Annotated in this window: 20 protein-coding genes and 3 pseudogenes; 12 read left to right on the forward strand and 11 right to left on the reverse strand. The window is 38.8% G+C overall.

Annotated features, from left to right (window positions below; genetic code table 11):
* Positions 1-380 precede the first annotated feature (380 nt).
* From V7K89_RS32465 to V7K89_RS32490, 6 genes and pseudogenes are all read right to left on the reverse strand, one after another.
* Positions 381-593: a CopG family transcriptional regulator gene (locus tag V7K89_RS32465; protein WP_335194739.1), complete on the reverse strand. Its 213-nt coding sequence runs from the start codon at positions 591-593 to the stop codon at positions 381-383.
* A 56-nt stretch (positions 594-649) separates the two neighbouring features.
* Positions 650-1,248 (reverse strand): annotated as a pseudogene (locus V7K89_RS32470) (response regulator transcription factor); the annotation flags it as partial.
* Positions 1,228-1,778: pseudogene (locus V7K89_RS32475) on the reverse strand (histidine kinase dimerization/phospho-acceptor domain-containing protein); the annotation flags it as partial. The pseudogenes V7K89_RS32475 and V7K89_RS32470, both read right to left, overlap by 21 nt.
* 359 nt (positions 1,779-2,137) lie before the next feature.
* Entirely contained in the window at positions 2,138-4,846 is a 2,709-nt protein-coding gene (locus V7K89_RS32480; protein WP_335194741.1) for an MGH1-like glycoside hydrolase domain-containing protein, read from the reverse strand.
* A 266-nt stretch (positions 4,847-5,112) separates the two neighbouring features.
* Positions 5,113-7,134: an amylo-alpha-1,6-glucosidase gene (locus V7K89_RS32485; RefSeq protein WP_335194743.1), complete on the reverse strand. Its 2,022-nt coding sequence runs from the start codon at positions 7,132-7,134 to the stop codon at positions 5,113-5,115.
* A 184-nt stretch (positions 7,135-7,318) separates the two neighbouring features.
* Entirely contained in the window at positions 7,319-7,960 is a 642-nt protein-coding gene (locus V7K89_RS32490; protein WP_335194745.1) for a GNAT family N-acetyltransferase, read from the reverse strand.
* 400 nt (positions 7,961-8,360) lie between these two features.
* Between V7K89_RS32490 and V7K89_RS32495 the strand changes: the two are divergent.
* From V7K89_RS32495 to V7K89_RS32525, 7 genes and pseudogenes are all read left to right on the forward strand, one after another.
* A pseudogene (locus V7K89_RS32495) lies at positions 8,361-8,522 on the forward strand (ISKra4 family transposase); the annotation flags it as partial.
* Positions 8,523-8,991: 469 nt separating this feature from the next.
* Positions 8,992-9,996 carry an aromatic ring-hydroxylating dioxygenase subunit alpha gene (locus tag V7K89_RS32500; RefSeq protein WP_335194747.1) on the forward strand — a complete coding sequence of 335 codons (1,005 nt, stop codon included), beginning with the start codon at positions 8,992-8,994 and terminating at the stop codon, positions 9,994-9,996.
* A gap of 258 nt (positions 9,997-10,254) precedes the next feature.
* The gene (locus V7K89_RS32505; protein WP_335194749.1) at positions 10,255-10,995 is read left to right on the forward strand and encodes a hypothetical protein; all 741 of its coding nucleotides are present in this window, start codon (positions 10,255-10,257) and stop codon (positions 10,993-10,995) included.
* 5 nt (positions 10,996-11,000) lie between these two features.
* The gene (locus V7K89_RS32510) at positions 11,001-12,086 is read left to right on the forward strand and encodes an aromatic ring-hydroxylating dioxygenase subunit alpha (RefSeq protein WP_335194751.1); all 1,086 of its coding nucleotides are present in this window, start codon (positions 11,001-11,003) and stop codon (positions 12,084-12,086) included.
* Positions 12,070-12,975 (forward strand): ferritin-like domain-containing protein, encoded by a 906-nt coding sequence (locus V7K89_RS32515; protein ID WP_335194753.1) that lies wholly within the window; start codon positions 12,070-12,072, stop codon positions 12,973-12,975. Before V7K89_RS32510 ends, V7K89_RS32515 begins: the two co-directional genes overlap by 17 nt.
* A gap of 39 nt (positions 12,976-13,014) precedes the next feature.
* A complete protein-coding gene (locus tag V7K89_RS32520; protein WP_335194755.1) occupies positions 13,015-14,220 on the forward strand; it encodes a P-aminobenzoate N-oxygenase AurF in 1,206 nt (401 codons plus the stop codon).
* Positions 14,221-14,238: 18 nt separating this feature from the next.
* On the forward strand, positions 14,239-14,529 hold the full coding sequence (locus tag V7K89_RS32525; protein WP_335194756.1) for a 2Fe-2S iron-sulfur cluster-binding protein: 291 nt from the start codon (positions 14,239-14,241) through the stop codon (positions 14,527-14,529).
* 141 nt (positions 14,530-14,670) lie between these two features.
* Here the strand turns inward: V7K89_RS32525 and V7K89_RS32530 are convergent, their stop codons facing one another.
* Both V7K89_RS32530 and V7K89_RS32535 read right to left on the reverse strand, forming a co-directional pair.
* A complete protein-coding gene (locus V7K89_RS32530) occupies positions 14,671-15,405 on the reverse strand; it encodes an HNH endonuclease (RefSeq protein WP_335194758.1) in 735 nt (244 codons plus the stop codon).
* Position 15,406: 1 nt separating this feature from the next.
* The gene (locus V7K89_RS32535) at positions 15,407-16,312 is read right to left on the reverse strand and encodes a DNA adenine methylase (RefSeq protein ID WP_335194760.1); all 906 of its coding nucleotides are present in this window, start codon (positions 16,310-16,312) and stop codon (positions 15,407-15,409) included.
* Between the two features lie 116 nt (positions 16,313-16,428).
* Here V7K89_RS32535 and V7K89_RS32540 point away from each other — a divergent pair, with 116 nt between their 5' ends.
* The 4 genes from V7K89_RS32540 to V7K89_RS32555 are packed head-to-tail and all read left to right on the forward strand — an operon-like array spanning position 16,429 to position 20,353.
* Positions 16,429-17,451, forward strand: coding sequence for an aromatic ring-hydroxylating dioxygenase subunit alpha (locus V7K89_RS32540; protein WP_335194762.1), 1,023 nt, complete (start codon positions 16,429-16,431; stop codon positions 17,449-17,451).
* Positions 17,452-17,493: 42 nt separating this feature from the next.
* Positions 17,494-18,246 carry a sterol desaturase family protein gene (locus tag V7K89_RS32545; RefSeq protein WP_335194764.1) on the forward strand — a complete coding sequence of 251 codons (753 nt, stop codon included), beginning with the start codon at positions 17,494-17,496 and terminating at the stop codon, positions 18,244-18,246.
* Positions 18,243-18,851, forward strand: a complete 609-nt coding sequence (locus tag V7K89_RS32550) for an acyltransferase (protein ID WP_335194765.1) — start codon at positions 18,243-18,245, stop codon at positions 18,849-18,851. The genes V7K89_RS32545 and V7K89_RS32550 overlap by 4 nt, the downstream gene beginning before the upstream one ends.
* Positions 18,851-20,353: a GH3 family domain-containing protein gene (locus V7K89_RS32555; RefSeq protein WP_335194766.1), complete on the forward strand. Its 1,503-nt coding sequence runs from the start codon at positions 18,851-18,853 to the stop codon at positions 20,351-20,353. The genes V7K89_RS32550 and V7K89_RS32555 overlap by 1 nt, the downstream gene beginning before the upstream one ends.
* Positions 20,354-20,357: 4 nt before the next feature.
* On the opposite strand, the gene V7K89_RS32560 is transcribed toward V7K89_RS32555, so the two are convergent.
* The 3 genes from V7K89_RS32560 to V7K89_RS32570 form a co-directional block, all read right to left on the reverse strand.
* Positions 20,358-20,705: a hypothetical protein gene (locus tag V7K89_RS32560; protein WP_335194768.1), complete on the reverse strand. Its 348-nt coding sequence runs from the start codon at positions 20,703-20,705 to the stop codon at positions 20,358-20,360.
* Between the two features lie 79 nt (positions 20,706-20,784).
* Complete coding sequence (locus tag V7K89_RS32565; protein ID WP_335194770.1) at positions 20,785-22,272, reverse strand: CIA30 family protein; 1,488 nt, start codon at positions 22,270-22,272, stop codon at positions 20,785-20,787.
* 407 nt (positions 22,273-22,679) lie between these two features.
* Positions 22,680-24,191 carry a hypothetical protein gene (locus V7K89_RS32570; protein ID WP_335194772.1) on the reverse strand — a complete coding sequence of 504 codons (1,512 nt, stop codon included), beginning with the start codon at positions 24,189-24,191 and terminating at the stop codon, positions 22,680-22,682.
* A 177-nt stretch (positions 24,192-24,368) separates the two neighbouring features.
* On the opposite strand from V7K89_RS32570, the gene V7K89_RS32575 reads away from it, so the two are divergent.
* Positions 24,369-24,557, forward strand: a complete 189-nt coding sequence (locus V7K89_RS32575; protein ID WP_335194774.1) for a hypothetical protein — start codon at positions 24,369-24,371, stop codon at positions 24,555-24,557.
* The last annotated feature ends 75 nt before the right edge of the window (positions 24,558-24,632 follow it).

The following is a 24,632-nucleotide window of genomic DNA, read 5'->3' on the forward strand; positions in this document are numbered from 1 at the left end:
ACTTGCTGCCAAATAGTTTTCTGGCTGCTAGCTAATGTATTCGGACTGGGATTATGATGCCCACAATCGATGCTTGTTAAGACATAGGAAAGACAAAAGGCGTAAAGGTGTTACTAGAAGCGTTCTTGCGATGAAAGTAAGTGGCGTTTGAGGAACGAAACCCAACATTTTCAAGGCTTTATTGGGTAACGCTTACGCTCATCCCAAGCTTATTGAGTTAGCAGATTTCTAAAATTTGGCAGGATATAAAAGTTCTCAGATGGATGAAGTACATATTAAAACCTCACCCCCAACCCCTCTTTTTACCAAAGAGAAGGATTGGAGGTGAGTTTAAGCTGTAGCTGATTCTGATTATGAAACGCTATTATTCAAGTCGATAGTTAGTGTGATTTTGACCAACTGCCAGCAGTGATTGTTGAGTCTGCTGTTCCCATCTCAGAGTTTTCAGCATTGTCAACCTCAAGACTGCGGAGCAATTCTCGAATTACATCTGTTGCTGGTCTTCCTGTGAGAGTACAGTATTGTTCAAGTTTCTTCATTTCCTCGGTTGTGAGATTTACTGTCAGTCGTTTAACAGCCCATTTTTTCTTCATAATCCTCTTTTATCTTTAATATGTTACTTTTTCTCAAAATCGCCAAGTAATTACGATTACTCCCGTAGTGCATAGCCTACACCACAGACTGTATGAATCAAACGTTTTTCATTCTTTTCTTCTAACTTGAGTCGTAAATAACGAATATAAACCTCAATAATATTAGAATCACCCATGAAGTCATAACCCCAAACTTTCTCTAAAATTTGATCTCTAGTAAATACTTGACGAGGGTGTGAAAGGAGATGTTCTAATAAGTCAAACTCTTTTGCTGTTAACTGAATGCTTTATTTTCCCCGAAATATTTCACGAGTGCGGCGATTTAAGCTTAAATCTTAAAATTGCAACAAATCCTCGTCTATTTCTTGGGTGTGACGGAGATGAGCGCGAATTCTAGCTAATAGTTCTTCAATGCTGAAGGGTTTAACTACATAATCATCAGCTCCTGCATCTAATCCTGCCACGCGTAGACGCAAAGCAGCTTGCCGTAGGCATCGCTCACTTCATCTTTTGCTGTCAACAAAATTACTGGTACTGTACTCCCTGTTGTTCGCAAACACCAACAAATTTCTAAACCTGTCAACCCTGGAAGCATCCAATCCAGAATCGCTAAATCTGATGATCAGTCTCGTGCCAGAGTCAAGCCTGCGATGCCATTATAATCTGCTTTGATCTCAATCAGATAAATTTCTGACTCGATCGTAATTGTGCGATCGCTATATTTTTTTGCCATCATGACACTTCTTCAACAAGATTATTCAGTACATAAGATTTCATTTGAAAGTATAAATAACCGCTATCTGCACGTGCTAAATCAAGTAAGTCTTATAACAAGCGGATAGTGCGTTCAGCTTTTGATGCCGCAGTTTCTAAAGCTTCTTGTTGAGTTTGGGTTAAGTTATTCTGCCTTCGTAAGACGCTTTGCAAATAACTATGTACAATCGTTAAAGGTGTGCGTAATTCGTGAGAAACATTACTCACAAATTCTCGCTCTTGCTCCCATAATTGGGAAAGTCGCGATAACAGTATGGTTAAAGTTTGAGCTAATTCTTTAACCTCACTGGGTGCATTATCAAGATTTAGCTGTACTTGTCCCAAATCTTCAACAGAAATAGCAGAAGCCATTTGATTTAGCTGGCACAGAGGTTGCAGAAAACGCTTAATAGAAAATGCGATCGCAGCGCTTTTTAGGTTCTAGATGATCTTGGGTTCTTTTTAGCTGGAGCAGCTTTTGTACATAACTTTTCGCTACACCAAATTGAACGGCTACTTTTCTGACCGAAGTATCACCTCTTTCATACGCATTTACTATTTTTTCTCGCAAATCGATTGAATAGGTTTCATTGTAGTTCTTGATGGACTAATACTTAATGTACCTCATAAACCTCGAAAACGCTGTAGTTTAAATGGATTTACTAGGAATTAAATTAATTTTTGCTGAGAATTATTTCAAAAATTTTAATTTTCAACATTGGGAACAAAGCAAATTTTGGTAACGACAAGCCTTTTTAATCAGGGTCAGGGAGGATCGAGTTTGGATGTTTTTATATTAGAGCGATCGCATTTTTATCCTTCTCTATTTTCGGTTCTCGATCCTGTGCTTCATATTCACCAAATTGCTGGATTAATTTCGCAACTAAACCTGTCCAACCAGTTTGATGACTAGCACCAATTCCGGCTCCATTATCACCATGAAAATACTCATAGAATAAAATCAAATTTTGCCAGTGTGGATCGTTTTGAAACTTTTGCATTCCACCATAAATAGGACGTTTACCAAAAGTATTTTGCAAGAAAATTTTGGTTAACCTTTGAGATAATTCTGATGCAACCTCCCAAAGTGTCATCATTTGACCAGAACCTGTTGGACATTCAACTTTGAAATCGTCTCCTAGATAATAATGAAACTTTTGTAGAGACTCAATTAGGATGAAATTCACCGGAAACCAAACGGGGCCGCGCCAGTTGGAATTACCACCAAATAAACCACTACTAGATTCAGCCGGTTCATAATCGACTCGAAATTGTGAACCATCGACATCAAAAATATAAGGATTTTCAGCATGAAATCTAGAAAGCGCCCGAATACCGTAATCTCCAAAAAACTCACTTTCATCCAGCATTTTTTGGAGAATACTTCTGAGCTTATCTCTGGAAACTATCGCCAGTAATTTCCTTGCACCCACTCCTTTTGTTTCCATACAAGCCACATTTTGCCGCAAGTCAGGACGGTTTTGGATGAACCATTCCAATCGCTTTTTAAAACCAGGCAGCAGTTTTAAAGTTTCTGGTTCAATAGTTTCAATGGCAAAGAGAGGAATTAAACCTACCATAGACCTAACTTTTAAGGTAATTTGTCGTTCTGGTAAATGCAGCACATCGTAGTAAAATCCGTCTGAATCATTCCACAAACTAGATTCTATTTCGCCAATTTTATTCATAGCATCAGCAATGTAAAGAAAATGCTCAAAGAACTTGGTAGCAATGTCTTCGTAAACAGGATTAGTCTTCGCTAATTCTAAAGCGATCGCTAACATATTCAAACAATACATTCCCATCCAACTCGTACCATCAGATTGGTCAATACGTCCGCCTGTAGGTAAAGCCGCGCTGCGGTCAAATACACCAATATTATCTAAACCAAGAAATCCCCCTTGAAAGACATTGTTACCCTCAGTATCTTTACGATTTACCCACCAGGTAAAATTGAGCATTAGTTTCTGAAAAACCCGTTCTAAGAACTGTCTATCTGCCTGTCCATAAATCTTTTGCTCAATCTTATAAATTCGCCAAGTTGCCCAAGCATGAACAGGTGGATTAACATCACCAAAGGCCCATTCGTATGCAGGAATTTGCCCGTTAGGATGCATATACCATTCTCGTGTTAAAACATCCAACTGATACTTAGCAAAATCAGGGTCAATCATTGCCAAAGGAATGGTATGAAATGCCAAATCCCAAGCTGCAAACCAAGGATATTCCCACTTATCGGGCATAGAAAGAATATCTTTATTGTAGAGATGAAACCATTCCCGATTTCTGCCTTGTTGGCGTTCTGGTGGTGGCGGTGGTGTATTGCGATCACCTTTCAACCAATCCTCTATAACATAGTTATAATATTGTTTACTCCACAGCATTCCAGCAAATGCTTGTCGTTGCACATTTCGCATATCTTCACTGAGAGCAAATGGCGTGACCCGCTGATAAAATTTATCTGCTTCCTGTTGTCGTTCCCAAAATATTGTATCGAATTCTTTCTCAAAAGGCTCAACTAAATGAGGTACATCACTCAATCGTAATTTAACGATTTTAGTTTCACCAGCGCCGATTGTTAAAAAATAATCAGCAGATGCCTTGGTGCCAACTTTATTTGGATTTACTGCCTCTTTTTTACCCTGAACGATATAGTCATTAATGCCATCTTTTACATAGGTTGATGAATTAGGAGAGCCAAATAATCGCTGATAATTTGTTTCGTTTTCTGTAAAGAGAATTTCGTTTGCTTCCTGACAATACAGCCACCTTTTAGCTAAGGTTGGATGAAACGTCTCAACTAGATGAAAGCCATTACCAGATTCGACCTCTTTTAAAGTTGGTTTGCTGGTATCTCCATTCCAAGACCATGTATTACGAAACCAGAGAGTAGGTAATAGGTGTAGTGTCTTTACTTCTGACCCTCGGTTGACTACTTTAATTTGGATGAGAATATCTTCAGCAGTATTTTTAGCATATTCGATAAAGACATCAAAGTAACGATTTTCATCAAATATACCTGTATCTAGTAATTCAAATTCTGGCTGGTGGCGATTTCTGTGTTGATTTTCGGCAACTAATTGAGAGTAGGGAAAGGCTTTATGGGGATATTTATAAAGTGCTTTCATGTAGGAATGGGTAGGAGTATTGTCTAGATAAAAGTAATATTCTTTAACATCTTCCCCATGATTTCCTTCACTACCAGTTAGACCAAAAATTCTTTCTTTGAGAATAGAATCTTCGCCATTCCAAAGTGCGATCGCAAAACAAAGTCGTTGATGATTATCAGAAATACCAGCAATCCCATCTTCACCCCAACGGTAGGCACGAGAACGAGCTTGATCGTGGGTGAAATAGTCCCAGGCTGTACCATTGGGACTGTAGTCTTCGCGTACTGTTCCCCATTGGCGATCGCTCAAATATGGCCCCCATCTGCGCCAATGAGCTTTGTGAGTTAGGGCTTCTGCTAATCTGATTTCTTCTTGGGTTAGATTTGCCATAATTTACTCAAACCTTTGTTTATAATACTTAATTCAGGGAATTATTTTTCTATTTAGACTATCTATTTTGTACTTGAGATATCACTGAAATTTTGATTAAAATTTGACAGGAAAATTGCTCAAAAAATTATTGTAGACAAACTTAGAAGCAAAGTTATATTTGTTAATATGCTGTACTATAAACCTAAGCACCTATTCTTGCTAAATTATGAACTAACACAACATTATTACAATTGAACCTGTTAAAACCTGATTTATTCCCCGCATCAACTCGTTGTCGCCAACCAAGCACGTAAAATCTCTGCCACTGTCCACGCTTGAGCAATACATCCCCGTGGAGTCATCGGGGCATGTCCATCAAAAATTTCGCTGAGACTGCCAAGACCATGTGCAGTAAGATGATTAGCCATTGGTTCCAAAAATTGCCGAGCCTGCTCAGGATTTTTGTAGACGCGCAAGTGTGCTAAGACAAACGGGCCCAACAACCAACCCCAAACTGTCCCTTGGTGGTAAGCACCATCACGTTGATACTGATTGCCACCGTATTTACCTTGATATTGTGAATGATCGGGGGTAAGCGATCGCAACCCATGAGAAGTCAGCAGCGATCGCCCACAAGCTTCCACCACACTTCTTTGCTGGGTAGGTGTGAGCGGACTTTCTGGTAATGACACAGCAAATATTTGGTTCGGTCGCAACGCCTCATCATCACCATCAGGACTGTCTAAAACGTCATAGCAATAACCTGTTTCGTCATTCCAGAAGCGAGAAAATCTATACTTTGCACGGTCTGCCATTGCCTCATACTCTTGATGTGGTTTACCAAGTTGACGGGCAAACTTTGCCATTGTCCGTAAAGCATTATACCAAAGTGCATTAACTTCAATCGGTTTGCCAATTCGGGGCGTAACTACCCAATCGTCAACTTTGGCATCCATCCAAGTCAGTTGTACACCTGCAACGCCTGCATAAAGTAAGCCATCGGTTGGATCGAGGTGGATGTTATAGCGTGTACCGCGACAGTGCCAATTAATGATGTCTGCAAGTATAGGAAAGAGTTCACCAAGCAAAGTATCATCGTCTGTAGCGCTGTAGTAAGCGCGGACTGCTTCAAAGTACCAGAGTGTGGCATCGACTGTATTATATTCTGGTTGCTCACCCGCATCAGGAAAGCGATTAGGTAACATTCCCTGGTCTACATATCTGGCAAAGGTGCGAAGAATTGAGCGTGCTACCTCTGGACGACCAGTGGAAATTGTCAAACCAGGTAGACTAATCATGGTGTCGCGTCCCCAGTCGCTAAACCAGTGATAACCAGCGATGATGGTTTTACCCTGCGGGTCTTCTGGTAATGAGCGATCAACAATAAACTGGTCAGCAGCCAGTACTAGATGGTTGATCCAACTAGGTGATTCTTTAGTGTTGAGGGGTTGATTAGTTTTCCAAAATCCTGTTAACTTCTGCTCATGAGCACGACGTAACTTAAGTGCAGCTTCACCATTGAGATTTGGTTGTTTTTCCGTGCTGGCTACAAACGCGTAGGTGCAGCCCGTCGTAGACATCGCTTCCCCAGGATTCAGTGTAACTTCAAAGGTGGCGGCGTGGAGGTGGTCTTCTTTATCTCTTAATCCTCGATAGCGTTCAACTGCCAAGTCAAAGCCATAATACCAATTGTGAACAACAGATGCACTAGCGCGTAGTTTACCGCCGTAGGCATCGCTCAACAGATATAGTGGTACAGCACCCGGATAAGCAGTTACACAAATCCCCTGTTCTACCTCCTCTACAGACATCTGCCAACCATTGCTTTGAGTGTCGCTGTGATAATCGCGGTAGTTAACTATTGTTTTGAGCGTCAACTTTAGCGGTTGGGTAGCACGACGCAAAGTATATTGGACATAAGTTGTGTTCGCGCCTTGTTGCATCCACACCCGTTTTTCTAATAAGGCATCGGCAACAGCAAAACGCCATACAGGAATTGTACCTTCCAGAGAAAAACGTTCAATATGCTGATAACCGTCGGGACTGACAATACCATCTGCCCAACGATTGGTGTCTAGAGAATAAGAGCGGGTATCATACAATACAGTTTCATCTAGTTTTGTCAGCATTAAAGTACGACCCAGAGGTGGTTTCAATGCTGCTACTAATAGTCCGTGATAGCGGCGAGTCAATAAACCAGCCACAGTCCCAGAGGCATAACCACCAATACCGTTAGTAACTAACCACTCCCGCGATTCTGCAATGTCAAGATTGCCGCAAATTTCCCGCCCAAATTCTATAGACATAAGTCACGCCACTTTGCTCTAAATTCAAAATCAATAATCGCCATAATGCTTTTCTCTCTGCGTTCCCCGTGTCTATATAACTAAAAAGTAATTTATGCAACTATTTGGAAGCAAAAACATGGAGAAAAGAGGAATTATTATCCAAAAATTTTACTCACTTTGAAAGGATTACTTCTAACTTTTGTTAGATTGGAGATTGCTCCTCAGTTATTTGAGATTCACTTACTAGAGGATTAAAGACGACTTCATTAGCAACACTATCAGGTTTACGAGCACGAATTGCTGGACGCGATCGCCTATAACCTGCTCTTTCAGCTTTTTGATGTTCGTAATCAATCAATCTGCCATAATATTCATGCTTGCTTAAATTCATCGACAAGAAAATATGCTGGCGGATATTACCAAAACCTTTGCGATTAAAAAACTTTAATGCTGAAGTATTGGTAGGGTCAGTATCTACCAGCATAAACCGCGCCCCATCTTCAATCATCCGGGCGACGACTTTATCAACCAACTTGTCTGCAACTCCCCGACGCTGATATTTCGGACTAACTCCCAACCATAAAATATATCCATAAGTCCAGGATGCTTTGGTGATGATGGTTCCCAAAACGAATCCTGCTAATTCCCCATCTGTTTCGGCCACAAGACAGTATTCTGGATCGGTGTTGTAAAGTCCAATCACTTCCCATTCGTCCCAGGTGCGGTATAAATAAGGATATAAATCACTGGTAAATAACCCTTCTCCCAAGTGGTAAACGGGAGCAATGTCATCAATTCCTAATTCGCGCACATAAATTGCTTCAGTTTCATCAAAAGTTGACATAAATTTAGAAATTGTGATTTATTTACATAGATGATTACGGAATTTTAGCGTTCTCTACTATTTAAGAAGATTTATTTTGTCAGCTTAGACCACTATGTTAGATTTTGCTGTTGACCATCCTTTAAGCGATATCTGACGACAAGCCGCTTCTCTGCGAGACGCTACGCGAACGCGTCTACGCTTCCATTTAGCAGCTAGGTTGAAACCTGGAGATTTTTGGCTTTTTGTGACCTTAATATTTGGTAGAAATAGAGAAACCCTTGGGGGAGCATCCCAGTTTTTTTGCAAAGAGGGCGAAGATGAGTCAAGATAATTAAGATGAGTATATTTACTTACCGATGACCCCAGAACAAAAGCAAGCTTTTCAAGAACATATTCAAGCGATGCCTGCGGCGGGCTACGCCTACGCATTATCAATTACGAATACTATCAAGCTGAACAAATTTATTCGATTGGTTCTAGTTCTGTTGAATTTGCTGTTAAACAGGTTGCTCGTCGCACTAAGATCTCCGGTGCACACCTCCTCATTAAAACTGTCATTTACTGTTGTTCCGCAGGCTAACACTTCATGGCAGAGGACGAACGAAAGGCGTTGGTAAGGATGCAAAGGTTATCTGCTGCCGCTGCGTTTAGCCGTTATCTGTAGAACGATGCCTACGGTGATCGCTGCGATCGCTTTATTCCGCAATTGTACCTCACGGATAATCACTCCTAACTAAATGACCTGTAAAATTTAAACAGCGAATAATTCCTCCATTCTTATGAGTGAAAAACTCCAGACCGAAAAAGACAAGCTACAAGCAAGCACTAGTATAAAGATAAATAAAGAAACAGAAAACGAAAAAGTTCTATGTTCTCATTGTCAGCGTACTGCTACCAACGGTATTAAATGTAAAGGTATTTGTGTGGCTGACAATGACTATTAGGGTAGAAATTATATTACTTTTTTACACACTCTCTTATGAGTAATATCAATTTTAATCCTCAACAAAAGTTGCAAGAAATATTAAATAATTATCTATTAAAAAAAGATGCAAATATTTAATAACTGGAATATAATTGCAAAGGGTTGGTATATTGCCTGTCCTAGTCATGAAATACCTAAAAAAACAGCAAAATCTGTAGAAGTGTGCGGTCAAAAAACTGCCATTTTTAGAGGTGAAGATGGGCAAGTACGGGCTTTGGATGCTTACTGCCCTCATTTGGGGACAGATTTAGGAATTGGGAAGGTTGATGGTAATTGGATTCGTTGTGCATTTCATCATTGGGCATTTGATGAAACAGGGTTTTGTCAAAATGTTCCCTGTCAATCAGAAATTCCTACTCAAGCTAAATTACAAGCTTATGCAACAGAAGAAAAGTATGGATTTATCTGGATTTATCCAGATGCTGAAGCACCAGAAGGAGTGGCTGATTTTGATGAATTGAAGGGAAAAGAAATTGTTGCACAAGCTGATATTGCATTTGTAAGAAGTTGTCATCATCATATTTGTATGATGAATGGGATTGATACTCAACATTTAAAAACAATTCATCATTTAGACATCAAAATGGATCTGTTGTTAAATCGCAGCGAATTAGGCACGCAAATTGACTTTACAATGCGGGGACAATTTCCCAAAACTACCTTTCGAGAACAATTAGGTCAAAAATTTCTTGGTTCTACGTATCAGTATTCAATGCGTTATGCTCATGGTTGCATTGGTTTGTTGACAATGATGAAAGATGTCCAGCTTTTTTCGCCACTGTATATGATATATGCTTACACTCCAGTTGCACCTGGAAGAACGATAATTCAACCGATTTATGTAACTGAAAAACGTCAAGGTATTGGAGGATATCTGCTAAGTCAGTTTTTGCTATTCTGTACTCGCTTGGCTTACTATATGCTCAGAGATGAAGATGGCAAGATTTACGACAATATTCGCTTTAATCCGAAGTTGCTCCTTAGTATTGATCGGCCATTAGCTCAATATATGGAGTATGTAAACCAGCTAAAACCATCTCGATGGTCAAAAAATAGGGGTGTAGAATAGTAGATTGGGTTAGCTACAGCGTAACCCAACAAAAGCTTTGGTAATGTTTCGTTTCTCAACCTAACCTACATCTGAATTATTTTCTAGAGTTGGCAATGCCCACCAAGCCTTATTGAGAAGGTATAAGATGTGAATACTCAATTGTAGTATAAATAACCATTCTGGAATCTGTCACATTACACCGTAAATTTACTAAAGTACTCGATAAAGTGTTAATTACAAAAATATTACAAATTGATTTTAGGTAATTTCCGAATAATGAAGAGTTTGCTGATTCCGGTTCAAAAGTTGCAACCAAGCGATCGCACCGCCATGTATGTGCTACTGCAAAATTATTTTAAAGGTATAACCTGGGATGGGTTTCAAATTGATCTAGAGCGTAAAAACTGGGTTTTGTTGTTGAGAGATGAAACATCCAATGCACTCAAAGGATTTTCAACTCTAATGTTATGCCAAAAGACTTTTTTAGGAGAAAAAATTAGTGTAGTATATTCCGGCGACACTATTGTTGATCCTAGTGCTTGGTCGAGTACAACACTACCACGTAGTTGGATTGCCGCCATCAATTTTCTGCGTCGACATTATGCAGAAAATAAACTTTACTGGCTACTAATTTGCTCTGGTTTTCGCACTTATCGTTTTCTCCCTACCTTTTGGCAAAATTTCTACCCCCGTTATGATGTCACAACACCTGCTGAAGTCAAGAATCTAATGGGGAATTTGGCACGAGAATATTATGGTAACTTATACCAAGAAACAACTGGTATTGTCCAGTTCTCGCATCCCCAAATTTTACGGGAAGGGTTGATTGAAATTCCATCAGGACGACAGACTAATCCTCATATCCAATTTTTTGAGGAAAAAAATCCAGCCTATCGACAAGGAGATGAATTGGTTTGTTTAACTGAGATCAGTTATGACAATCTCACCCGTGCTGGACAAAGAATGTGGGAGTCAGAATCATCGTTAAAATTTGTGCAAGATTGTGTTCTAATTTAACTTTTATGCCATCTACCAACCTACACTCAAACTTTAACAATCCAACACAATTTCTAGAGGGATGGTATTGGACATTACCATCAAAAAAATTAAAAATTGGTCAGGTACAAGCTATAACGTTGCTAGGTAGAAATCTGGCAATTTATCGGGGAGTTAGTAGTCAAGTAGTAGCTATAGATGCCTATTGTCCACACATGGGCGCACATTTAGCAGAAGGTAAGGTGGAAGGTGATAATATTCGCTGTTTTTTTCATAATTGGAAATATAATGAGCGCGGAATTTGTATAGATATTCCTTCTCTCGAAAAACCGTTACCTGTATGTATTAAAACTTGGCACACTGCGGAAAAGTACGGCATGATTTGGATTTGGGTGGGAGAAGAAAAGCCAAGTTCGCTGCCTTTTGTACCAGAACTAGAACAGGCAGACTGTGATTATATATTGGGGACTCGGTTTGTTAAAAACTGCCATCCCAATGTTTTACTAATTAATGCGATTGATGCTCACCATTTTAACACAGTACACAATCTGCCCTTAGAGATTGTATTTGATTCCCAAGACCTCAACCCCAACGCTATTACCTTCAGCAACACTACACGCGGAGGGGATAATTCCTGGTTAATCCGCTTGATTCGCCCTTTATACCGCAACGAAGTTACTTATAGTATGTGTTATTGGTATGGCAACACTGGCACTGTAACGCTAGGGCCGGATTTCTTGCACTTCTACATTATATTTGCGTTACGAATGATAGAAGGAGGAAAAACTGAGGGACAAACAATTTTAGTGACTCCCAAACGTCCTGGATTTTTAGGATGGATAGTAAATCATGCTTTGCTATGGTTAACCCAGCAGGTTGGTAATTATTTTGCAAAGGGGGATACCCAGGTATTTCAAACTATTCAATTTAATTTGCAAACTCCTACTAAAGCAGATAAATCAATTTTGCAATTTATTCAGCACGTTAATCACCAAAAAGCCTTAACTTGGGGAAAGTGGAAAACTATTAATTACTTAAATAGTCAAATTCCATCAACTCCTAACCCTGAGTTGATTTTAATTGAACAAGAAAAAAATGGATTTAAAATATAACATTATCGGTTTTGACCTACCACACACAGATTATCATGGGCGTTTACAACGGATATTAACAGCAGCATTACCCAATCAGAATAATTATGCTCCTTACCCGCAATTAAATTATTGGGGTGCTGAATTTTTCAATTTACATCAAGTCAAAATTTTTCAACAATCTAATATTAGTCAACAATCTGCTATTCTGGAACTTGCCAACCGCAGTTTATTAGAAGAATCATATTTCATTGAGAAAGCAGGCGTTGGCTACATGGCAAAAATGGTACTGTTAGCAGAAACAGTTGAAGAACGAATGCTTTATGGACTGTTTACGGCTGATGAAGCTACCCACCTTCACCAAATTAGCCATTTTTTACCAGAAATAGAAGTAACTAGCACGGACGATCCATTTTTGCGCTTACTATCAGAAGTGGTTGAAAGTGCAGATAAAACAATTTTGTTGTTTGTGCTGCAAGTCATTTTAGAAGGATGGGGTTTAAGCCATTATCGACGTTTAGCGAAGGAATGCCGCTATCCAGTTTTAGCAGAACTTTTTTCCAGTTTTTTACAATCTGAATCCCGTCATCACGCCACAGGAACCACTTTGTTTAATCAAATTACTGTTTCAGCATTCAGTCAAACAACAATTCTTGATGTATTGGCACAGTTTTTGTTTATGGTACAGGTGGGGCCGCAAAGCGTATTGGCAGCAGTAGAACAAGTGAAAGGACATTTGACGCGATCGCAAAAAATCCAAATTTTAGAAGAATTAGATACAGAGACTCACAGTGGAACGCGATTACAAATATTGCGAGCGCTCATGGGGATAAAATCAGCCCAGTCTATCCTGCAAACCTTAGAAGAACGCGGAGCCTTTCAACCACTCCCCGCTTATCAATGTGTGTAATAAATATCAATCTTATCTCTGCGTCAAATAAAAACGGATATGGAAAAAACTATTCATCGCAAATTACAAATTAACCACACCCGCAACAAACAGCAAGACCATACTGCTTTAATGGATGAAGCAGTTAGCAATTTTCGCTATGAAGATTGTCAAAACGAGTATTGGAACCCAGAGGAGTTTTCCCTACTATATGGTACACCTTTATGGGAACAGTCCAGCCAACATCAGCGTATAATTTTGAACCAACTTTACTGGGTAGCTTACTACTCACAAATTGTTTCTGCTGAAATTGCCACTATCTTTTTCAATCAAACCAGTGCAGCCGGACTTTACGCTCAAGAAGATTTTCGCTTAATCTGCGATACATTAGATTTGGAATCCTCCCAAGAGCGATCGCACATTAACGCCTTTCGCACAATTGCCAAACAGGTTGAACAAGCCTTGTTTGGGGAACTGATCTTTACCTACCCGATGCGCGGCCCCTTTACAGAAACGATGGTTTATGCTGACACCAATGCCCTAAAAACTTGGTGGAAAAAAATTCAACTTCAATACTTTGGGCTGATTTCTGCAAATAATACTTTTTTAGCTTGTCAGTATTTCACTGTCCGGGGAGTGCGGACACTAAATGGTAAGTTAGTACAGCACAAACTCAGCAATTATTATCAGAAACATCCCCGTCCTGAAGTTGCTCCCATTCCTGCTAAAGTTTCCTATTATCACTTTTTGGATGAAAGTTTTCACTTCAATAGTTCGACAATTATATCTCATGATGTTGTCACTTGCCTTAAGCCACCAACTGCTTTTGAGCGACTGGTAGCTAATTTAGGCTTGTGGGGATGTCAGAGGGATCACTTTCATTTTTCGGCGGCGATTAATGGGATTTTTTGGTACGATCCGGCGTTATATTCTCAGATTTATCGGATGTTGCGATCGCCTATTTTTGAGATGAGTGACAGGGATGCTAAAGAAATGATGCGCTGTTGTTTTACCGAGGAGTCTGAAGGATTGCAGCGCAGTTTTTCAACTCATCAGGAGGCAATGAAATCTTATCAGGTGTATGTTGAAAAACTCGATTATCTTTGGCGACGTAATCGGAATATGTCACTGATAGGTACTAATTCAATTTCTCTATATTTAGCAAATCAAAAAATAGCTTTTCAAGGTTTTAAACAGCGAGATGATTTGTTTTTAGCTCACGCAGAGACACAGAGTCGTAGAGAGGAATGCAAGAGTGTTGTTTAGGTAATATTGTTAGGTATTATGACTGACTTCTGTAAGATATCGTTTCCGGGAAGTGATTTTGTTCCTATCACTCTAAAATGTCATGAAAATTTGTCTGAACATCTCACGGTTCAGAATTCACCTGTTTTGTTTGGTTGTCGGACTGGTATTTGTGGCACTTGTTTGGTTGAGGTGATTGGTGATATTCCTCCTCCTCAATCTGATGAACAGGAAATGCTGGAGACATTAGCAGCTAATCATCCTTATGCGCGGTTAGCTTGTCAGGTTAATGTTAAAGGTAATGTTGAAATTCGTAAGCTGGAAGAGTAAATTTGATTAAGAAGTGTTTTTCAAATTACTTCATGAAAGCAAACGCACTTAATTTTTTAGGTACGTAGTAGTTTATTTGAGCGTAGCAGAAAAGCTTTGGTGCTTACAAATAAACTCCATAGAATCAAATGCAAATAAGTTTTAGTCATCGCTATTCTGCCAAATTTCTCGTTCAATAATTTCTTTGACAAACTCAGTGATTTTCTTCTCCAATTTCACTGCTTGCTGTTTCAATCTTTCGTAAATTTCAACATCCTCTTCTTCCCATATAATATCTATCCTTCTGATTTGTCGCATTGCAATATGCGTATATTTTTCTGGATAAGCCCAGTAACACGACAAGCAAATAGACTTGTCCTTTATGGTATTCCAATTTTCACAATGCTCACATGACCAAGATTTAGCTCTATTTGCAGAGCCACAAAGCAACATGAAATTCTCAGGCTCTAGCCCTGGTTCTCCATCAACTTCAAAAGGAACGCGATGATCAATTTGTAATTCGCGCTCATCAAGCTTTTCTAAGTAGATGAAACATTTGCAGCCATATCTTCTAATTAACTCATCTTTTATCTGTTTCGATAAGCCTGTTCTACCGGATAATCTAGAAAACCTTGCTTTGGCAATATCTCCAAACTTATAGGCAGCAATTTTCCTTCCATCACGTCCTGTTACGCGAAAGGTTTCTAAAGGAATTCCGTGTTCTCGTACATCTCGTGCTGCTCTGGGAGGATGATTGTAACCGTATATTTCTTTCAAATGTTCCGTGGTTATAAAACCGTATTGCAGAATATGGCTAATAACTGCTTTTGGCCTTTTGGCAGTCACTGAGTTACAAAGCTGTATGAAATCATCAGGTAGCTGTTGAGAACTTTCCATATCATTCCATAAAGGTAAGCTGTTTAGATGATCTGCTAATATAGCTTCCTATATTCAAAGGTTCTCTTAGTAAATTTGGCGACAAGTATAAAGACTCCACAGTGACTTCTTCTCTTCCTAATAAAGTTGCTTGGGATGAGCGTCCCACTTCAATTTCAATCTTATTGAGACCTAATTCTTTAGGTAATTCATTGCCAAATGTTTTATTACCTCGTTTGCCATCATAACTAATTGCAAACGCTATTTTTCTTCGGTTTAATTCTTCAATAGCCAGAACAAAATCACTAAATTGGATACTGGAAAAATATCTCGAATCCTTTTGTCCACATACACCTTGATATGGTGGATCCATATAGACAAAATCGTTATCTTGAACTTTATCTAAAACATCTCTGTAATCCAAGAATGTAAATTTACACTTCCCCTTCAAAAGTTGAGAAACTCCTTCTATATTCTTTCTCATTTTGTCAGGATGAGTTCCCTTTCTCCGTTTATCAGGGCTTTGATTGAAAAGTCTATCAGAATTATATCTAACAGCCCCTTTTACACATCTAGTTAGCAAGTACAAAAAAAGTTTTGGCTCACTCGTTCTATTAAAGTCTTCTCTAACTAGAAAATAATGTTCTATAGAATCATAATGTTGTTTATTCCATATATCCGTATATGCATCTGCTATTTCATTTGGCTTCTCCACAATTAAAGTTAACAATTCAATCAGCGGTTTGTTCAGGTCATTAATCCAAAACTCTTGACAAATGCATTTAGAAGAGGCAGCAATACTGATTGCTGCGGTTCCGGCAAATGGTTCTACCAATCGCCCTATTCTGTTAGGTAGAAACCTGAGAATGCTTGAAGCAAGATTCCTTTTACTACCCTGATATTGAATTGGATGTGGAAGGCTAGTCATTTTAACAAAGAAAAAATGCTATACACGAGTCTAGCATGAGCGTCAAGACGGCTTTATTACCAGCAATGTTTGCTTAAAACATTGTCATAATTTAAATACGATCGCTCCCACCTACCATGCAATTTGCAGATTTCTGGTACATTGTCGCACTCAGCGAACAGTTACAACCTAATAAGGTATTACCACGAACCGTTTTAGGAGAATGGTTAGCAATATTTCGCGGTGAAGATGGACAATCTGTAGCTTTGCGCGATCGCTGTTTACATCGCAATAGCCGTCTCTCAGTAGGTAAAGTTTGTGACGGTGCTTTACAATGTCCCTATCATGGTTGGGTATATAACAAGGCTGGGAATGTTATTGCTGTTCCAGCCGAAGGAGATGATTTCAAACCTTCGCCACAGCGTCGAGCCAAGTCTTATGCTACCAAAGAACAGGATGGTTATGTTTATGTGCGGTTAGCTGATACCCCAAGTATTGATCTTGAACCCTTTTCTATGCCTCACTACGGAGAAATAGGATGGGAGACGGTGCGGGTAATTAACCGTTTTGCTAACAATGTTACTAATTGTGCGGAAAACTTTATCGATATTCCCCATACGGCTTTTGTTCATCCTGGTGTTTTCCGTACTTCCCGCCAACAAAAGCTAGAGATGACTGTAGAACGGTGGAATGGTTCGGTTTTGGTGGAGTATCGCAACGAAAACAGTAATTTGGGATGGTATAGCCGTTTTCTGAATTTGCAGAGTGCAGAGATTAAACATAGCGATCGCTTTTATATGCCCAATATTACCTCTGTGGAATATAAAATGGCACACAATCGCCATTTGTTCATTACCAGTCAATCTATTCCAGAAACCGATAATTCAACTCTGGTTTACACCGATGTTACCTACAACTATGGTATCTGGAATAAATTAGCACGTCCTTTTGTGCGGTGGACTGCTCAACACATTATCCGCCAAGACGTGGAAATTTTGGGTATTCAGGGAGAAGCGATCGCTAAATACGGTACACAATTTTATAATACGCCTGCGGACACAATTCATATATTTGTAGAGTCAATTATAACAGCTATATCTCGTGGAGAAGATCCGCGTTTATTGCCAAATCAATCGGTAAAAGTTACATTTTGGGTTTAAGAATAATTCCTAATTAATCAATATCAGTGTGAGTAATCAGAAGTGGGAATACAATACTTTTCACAAGTACTAATTTTTGGTTCTTTTATCGGATTACTTGGTTGGACTATTACTAATCAGGTTGGACGAACTCAACTTCAAGTTAAAAGTCGTGAAGATTGGTTACTAGATGGTACAGGATTAACGATTCAAGGAATTTTAATTCCCTTACTACAAGCTACTTTAGTTTATTGGCTTTATCAATATTTACTACCCATTCAACAAGGATATTTAAAATTACCATTAATTCTAGCTTTTGTTATTAGTTTTGTTGTGATTGATTATTTATATTATTGGAATCATCGTTTATTACATACTAAATTATTGTGGAAAGTTCATCAAGTCCATCATACTGTTACTCAGATGGATGTATTAGGAACTTCCCGGAATACACTCTGGACAAGTTTGTTAATTGTTTATTTATGGATACACACTTTGTTTTTGTATCTGTTAGCCGATCCAACAGGTTATTTACTTGGAGTAAGTCTAACTTCTACCTTGGATTTATGGCGACATAGCCGCTTAATAATTCCTGCAAATACCAAGCTTTATCAATTTTTATCTCCTTGGTTAATTTTACCACAGGATCATGCTTGGCATCATTGCTGTAAAATCCACAATTATAACTATGGAGCTAATCTGAAAATTTGGGATAAGTTACATGGAACATATTATAAAAGCAAAAATATGCCATCTATAATCGGAATTCCTAGCTCATTAAACTTGTTCCAAAAACTTTTTTTCCCATTTTCATGACAGTTATAAGTAAAATTCTGTTATTTTTTCCGACTATTGTATTAATCATGACAGGGACAGCAATAGTCTACCTTACCTATTCACCCAACATCTTCAGCATTCTGGCAGTGTTCCTTTCTATTTATGGGCTACCAGTGCTAGTTTATCGATTGCATGAATGGGTTTATCCTGTGCAGGAGGGTATTAGTTATCTACAAGGTAAAGAATATAGTCCCTGGTGGGGTAGTCATCAAATCCAGGTAATTTATATTACCATTCCCGCCTTAGAAGCACTGCTAAGACTGATTCCAGGGGTGTTTTCCTGTTGGTTGCGATTGTGGGGTGCTAAAGTAGGGCGAGATGTTTACTGGACACCAAGTTTAGAAATTGGCGATCGCAGTTTATTAGAAATTGGCGATCGCGTCGTTATCGGGCATCGTGTCGGTATCTATTCTCACATCATTAAACCCCGCAAGCAAAATTTAATGTTGTATGTCAAAAAAGTCAAGATTGGCAGCAATGTTTTTGTGGGAGCCGGATCTAATGTTGCTCCCGGTGTAGTCATTGGTGATGGTTCTTATTTACCAGCAGCCAGCAACCTTTATCCTAATCAAAAGGTGCAATAATGCGTCCGATTATTCAGCTTTTTGGGCAAATCCTCGCACCAACGGCGAGGCGATTTCATCAAGCTTTGTATAACCCAGAGTTAATGCAGACATCTGTAAAAAGGGAGATTTGCGATCGCCTAATTAAGAGCGAGTATGGTAAAACTTTGGGAATTCATTCTGTAGATGATTGGCAGCGTGTACCAATCGTAGATTATGATGCACTCGAACCCTACTTAAATCACAAACAGCAGCAAATTTCCCTTACACCAGAACCCATTTTGTTCTATGAAAAAACCTCTGGTAGTAGTGGGGGGGTAAAATGGATTCCTTATACTCAATCTTTGCGGCGATCGTTTAATCAGATGTTTTGTGTATGGGCGCATGATTTGATTGTACATGGCCCGAAATTTTCCACAGGGAAGATTTATGCTTGTATCTCGCCGCAATTAAATGTAGTGGATAGCCAAGCTTTACAGAACGATTTAGATTACTTAGATGGCTGGTTGCGTTGGTTTTTGCTTCCTTGGTTGGTGATACCAAATAAACTCAATCAGCTGCATGATGCGAATTCATTTAAACATCAACTGGCTTTGGCATTATTAGAGGCTGAAAAACTAGAAATTATTTCTATTTGGAGTCCTAGTTTTCTGCAAGTACATTTAAAATATATTCAAGAAAGTCAGGATTTATTACGAGGAGAATTACACAATCGAATTTCACATAATCGGTTGCAACTCCTGTGCGAAAGTAATATCCCCTGGATGCAACTTTGGCCAAATTTAAAGCTGATTTCTTGCTGGGATAGTGCCAATGCAGCAGATCAAGCTCAGGGATTGCAAGCGCAATTTCCAGGTGTATTAATTCAAGGTAAAGGACTACTAGCAACCGAAGCACCAATAACGATTCCGTTGATTGTCGCTGGAGGATGTGTGCCGATTCTGGATGAAGTTTTTTTCGAGTTCGAAGATGAGACTGGTTCCCTGTACGGTTTACATCAACTCAGCATTGGCAAGGAATACACGATTATTTTATCGCAGAAAGGAGGTTTGTATCGTTATCGAATTGGCGATCACATCCGGGTAACTCATTACTATCGCCACACTCCTTGTTTGGAGTTTCTTGGACGACATCAAGCCATTAGCGATTTGGTGGGCGAAAAGTTGCAAGAAACCTTTGTCAATAATGCTCTGACTCTCTTGAACTTGCAAGAAACTAATTTTAAAAGTTTGATGCCGATTGCCGATCCTCCACACTATATTCTATTATTAGATTCGGCAAAAGAAACCCCAGAAATTATCGCTCAACAACTAGATCTGGTTCTATCAGAATCATATCATTACAAGAGAGCGCGAACCATCGGTCAACTCGCACCACCACAAGTTTTAATCTCTAGTGAAATTCCTGAAATATTAGTTTCCCATCGTATCCGCACTGGAAGTATTTGGGGAGGTATTAAGCATCCAATTCTGGCTAAATCACCCATTAGCACTGAACTTCTACAAAAATTAAAATTTGATTAAATATTTAGCGTGATTCTAATTTAGCAACTCGCTCCTCTAATTTATTAACTTGTTGCTTCAATTCAATTACCAAAGTTGCAAGCCGATCGAACATTGGATCTTGCTGTGCTAAGTTCCTTCTGGAACCAGTTGACTGTCGTGGGGTAAGTCTTGTTCTTGAGGATGGAGACTGACGGGTTCTACCTAGCTGAGACTCTAGCTGATTTAACCGCGACTCAACACGATTCAAGTCTGCTTCTAAGTTATTGATCCGGGACTCTACTTGCTGTGATGAGGCAGTTTTAGAAAAAAAACTGCCCCAGATTATTGTTACTAAAATCCCAGCGATTACAAGCACCTTGATTTTTTTCATACCAATAGCTGACTTGTTATAACAGCCTATCTAACCAGACTTTGTTGGGATAATTACAGATTAAAAATCTGTAGATATTTCATCTCTTATCCGGTTGTAAGTTAGAAAATAAACTCTGCCAATCGATAGAGTTGACAGTATTTTCTCCCTCTTTAACCTCAAATGTGACGTTAGATGCTGTTCCTAGTTTTAGCGCTTGCACGCAAAGTTCTGCTACATCCTCACGGTTGATTTTACCTCTAATATTGTCACCTTGCTCAAATATTAATTCCTTACCACCTATGTCTTCAGTTAAAGCACAAGGTCTAATAATCGTATAAGGAATTCCGCTTTCTCTTAAACTATCTTCTCCCTTTAACTTCCAAGTTAAAATTCCTCCCAATTGGTCATTTAATTTCACTGCTGGCGGTTCTTCATCTAAATTAATGCCGGGGCGACTGGGACGAGTGACACCTGCTGAACTGACGAGGATAAATTGGGGTAAACTTGTCCCCCCATAAGCTTTAATTGATTCCAACTGCAAAGCAAAACTACCTGGAGAAAATTTCGGATTTAAAGCGCCATCATGTTCAAATTTGCTCAACATCAGTTGCAATGAGCAAATTCTACTTTCTTCAAGTGGCGGTGCATCTTTGACAAATTTTGCCCGAAATACGGGAATTAAATCTGCAAAGGGAATGTGAATATCTATCCAGGTATTAGCTACGGTATCGAAAGAATAGCTATAGCCAATACCATCCCATTTTGTATCTGTCCGTAGAAATATTTTATAACGCTGACCGTCACCTTTGACACGCAATTTTACACCTTCGTAACTAGATAAGTTAAAGGGTGGATCAAAATTCTTAGTTCTGATAGAAGCAAATCCGCCAGAGTTAGCAGTGGAGACATTACCCGCAAATAAAGCTGTATTTTCTACGAATTGGATATTACTGGCACTCACGCCACCCATGACGACATCATCCAACGCTCCCCAGTTATCTTTTAATTCTGCTGATGGCTTGGTAAAATCAAATATTAGTTTTTCCTTTGGTTGGGGCAAATATTTTGCTGCCGTTTGGACTAAGTTTTTGACTCCTTGATATTCTACATTTTCGGGAGTATCACCAATAATTTCAGGTTGGTAAAATTTAACACCTTGATAATATTTGGCTCTATCTGCTGTGTCTCCTTCAACTGGTTCTACACGTACTGCTGTGCAACAAATTACAGCTTGGATATCAGCCATAATTAAAGGAGTTAAAGTTTCTGGTTGCGTGATATCCGCAACTACTAAATTTATATCATTACCTAGAATTGACCGCGCTTTGTCAATATCTCGAACTAAGGCGCGAACTTTATAACCTTGTTGGAGCGATCGCTGCACGACTCGTTTACCGACACCACCTGTTGCACCCACAACTAATATTACACCCACATTTCTTCCTCCATTGGGTCTATATTGACTATCCTTAGAACGGCCTTGGATTAACTGCTGTACCCAGTTGAGGAAAGGAATTACCTCAAAGTAAGTCAGGGTTTCGATAAACCTGCCTAAGTCCCATTGAGAACGATTTTTGTCAGTCATATTTGCGTCCTCATAACTTTCTTCAGCTTACCATTTCGTCTTTCCCCTACAGATTAGCCTATCCTGTAAAAGGCGCGTCCATGCTTCTCCAGATATTGCTGATGATATTCTTGCGCCCTGAATAAATGACAGTGCTTTTCAAGTAATTTAACTACATTACTCGCCACTCCCCCCAAAACTGTTAGAGTGAACAGGTGCACAAATTCAAAGTGGGTTAACTTATCTTTGCGATTTGGAATTGGAAGTCTGGGATGATACTAAAGCAAACGATTGGTAAAGTTTATAGCAATACAAACAGTTTATTTATTTGGTTTTAAGAGAATTGCAACCCGCAGATCCCCGACTTCGTAAAAGTTGTCGGATATCTTGTTTCTCATGAATGATTCAAAACTCCTGTAGTGGTTTTTCTACAAAAGAATATACCAAATCCCGTTATCATTTTGACGTAAAATACGGTATCTTCCCTCAATAAACTCTAGCATTCTTGGGAAATTTTTTTTGATAGTAGGTTGCTGAATATAATCAATAAAGATATAAGGAGGCTTAGATGAATCTAACTCTTCTAGAAGTTTTGTCCATTGCTCAGGCAGAAAATATTCAAGTGCCCAACCACGTATTGATGTTGCCTGAGTCCGATTCGAGAAGTAGTAAATAGATGGATCACCAGCTACATAAATCTTACCAGGAAGACTTCCTGGTTGGGAGATAAATTCAGCCTCTGAACGAAGAGATGGATATTTTTCTCTAAAAATAGTTTGATATTTTAATCTTGTCTCTTCAGCTAAAGCGAAGTTATTATTAACCAGAACAATACTCTTTTTCATAAGAGTGTTCGATAAAGGCAAGAAAAACAAAAATATTAGCAGGATTGTAGTAAATGGGGAAATCAATTTTTTAAAAGACTCCCATAAAACATCTAATCCTTTAGTTGCTAAAATACCTAAAGGTACAAACAATAGTAAATAATGGTATTCCCAAAATGCTCCACGTTGTAAAACAATGACACCCCAATCAAAAATACACCAAATCACAAGTAGCAAAGTCAATATATTCTTAGACTTACGCAATGATACATCCACTGCAACAGTAGCGGCTAAAAGTACAGGGTAAAAACTATTTAAGAACCATTTTATTCCTGCAAAAAGCCCACTTGGAGCAAATTGGGAATTAGCAACAATCCGAGGTGGATATAAAAAGAATGTTTCATACAAAATTGGTAAACTATTAAACCAGGCAAAATAGCTAACAATAAATAAAATAGGAAATATAATTCCTAGAAAAATTGGAATAAATATTTCTAGAAAAGCTTTTGGAATTTGCTGTCGTTTGATTAGTACAGAATATATAAAAACAGTAAACCAAAATGAAATTAATATGAGCAAAAGTATTAATTTAAAAATTAGGACAATTCCACCAATAAAACCTGACAGTAAAAGTAGAAAAAATCTTTGCTTTCCTTCATATTGAAAAGATTGAGAAGTTAGCCAAAGACAAATGAATAAAGGAAAACCAACTAGTGCTTCCACTTGAGTAAGATGCCAAGGCTGTGAAACAGTATAGTAAACGCCAACCGTTAATAAAGGTACTAGACTTGCGATTATCGGATGCCGAAAATAGCTTTTTAGACTCAGCAACAATACTATAGACAGAAACACCATATAAATAAGTTCAAAGAGATGGATGCCAATCTCATTAAAACCAAAGAAAGTTCCTGCTAAAAAGTAAAAGCAAAAAATCCCCGGTTGCTTCACATCCCAAAAATCACGATAGAGTACCTTTCCTTGTTGCATCTCCAAAGCACCTAGCCTAAAAAATGCTTGATCTCCGTCAAATGGGAAAGGCAAATGTATAAGACCAATAACCACAATTGCAATCAAAACTAGAAAGTCAATTTTATTTAATTTAGTAATATTAATCATCAACCTTTATTATCAAAAATTAAGCGAATATTCTACACTGATTAATATCCTAACAGGGTAAAGAGCAAGGTAATTTTAGGATATGAACTTAAAGTTTAAAGTTTCTGCGATCGCGTCTACATAACATTTAGTTCATTAAATAGATAAACTTACAGTATTTTAATCAAAGCTAGAAATATGAAAATTTCTATGAGGCTGACATTCAAGCAGGCACAGTTGAGTTGTGGGGGCACGGCATCAGCAAGATTCTCTGCCGAACCAAAAAATTGCGTTGGTGCACCCCGCACTTCTCTACGAGAGGCTGCACCAACGGCAAAGCTCAGTGACCGCCGTAAGCATCGCTATTGTAACCTGAGTTCGGGTTAAGCAGGTTGAGATAAAAGCCACTCCATCTGAAGGCTGGGTTTCTTAGGTTGATGGCAATAAGCGATTAATCCGCAT

It is taken from the genome of Nostoc sp. (assembly GCF_036917515.1).
In the GTDB taxonomy this organism is placed as follows: Bacteria; Cyanobacteriota; Cyanobacteriia; order Cyanobacteriales; family Nostocaceae; genus Nostoc.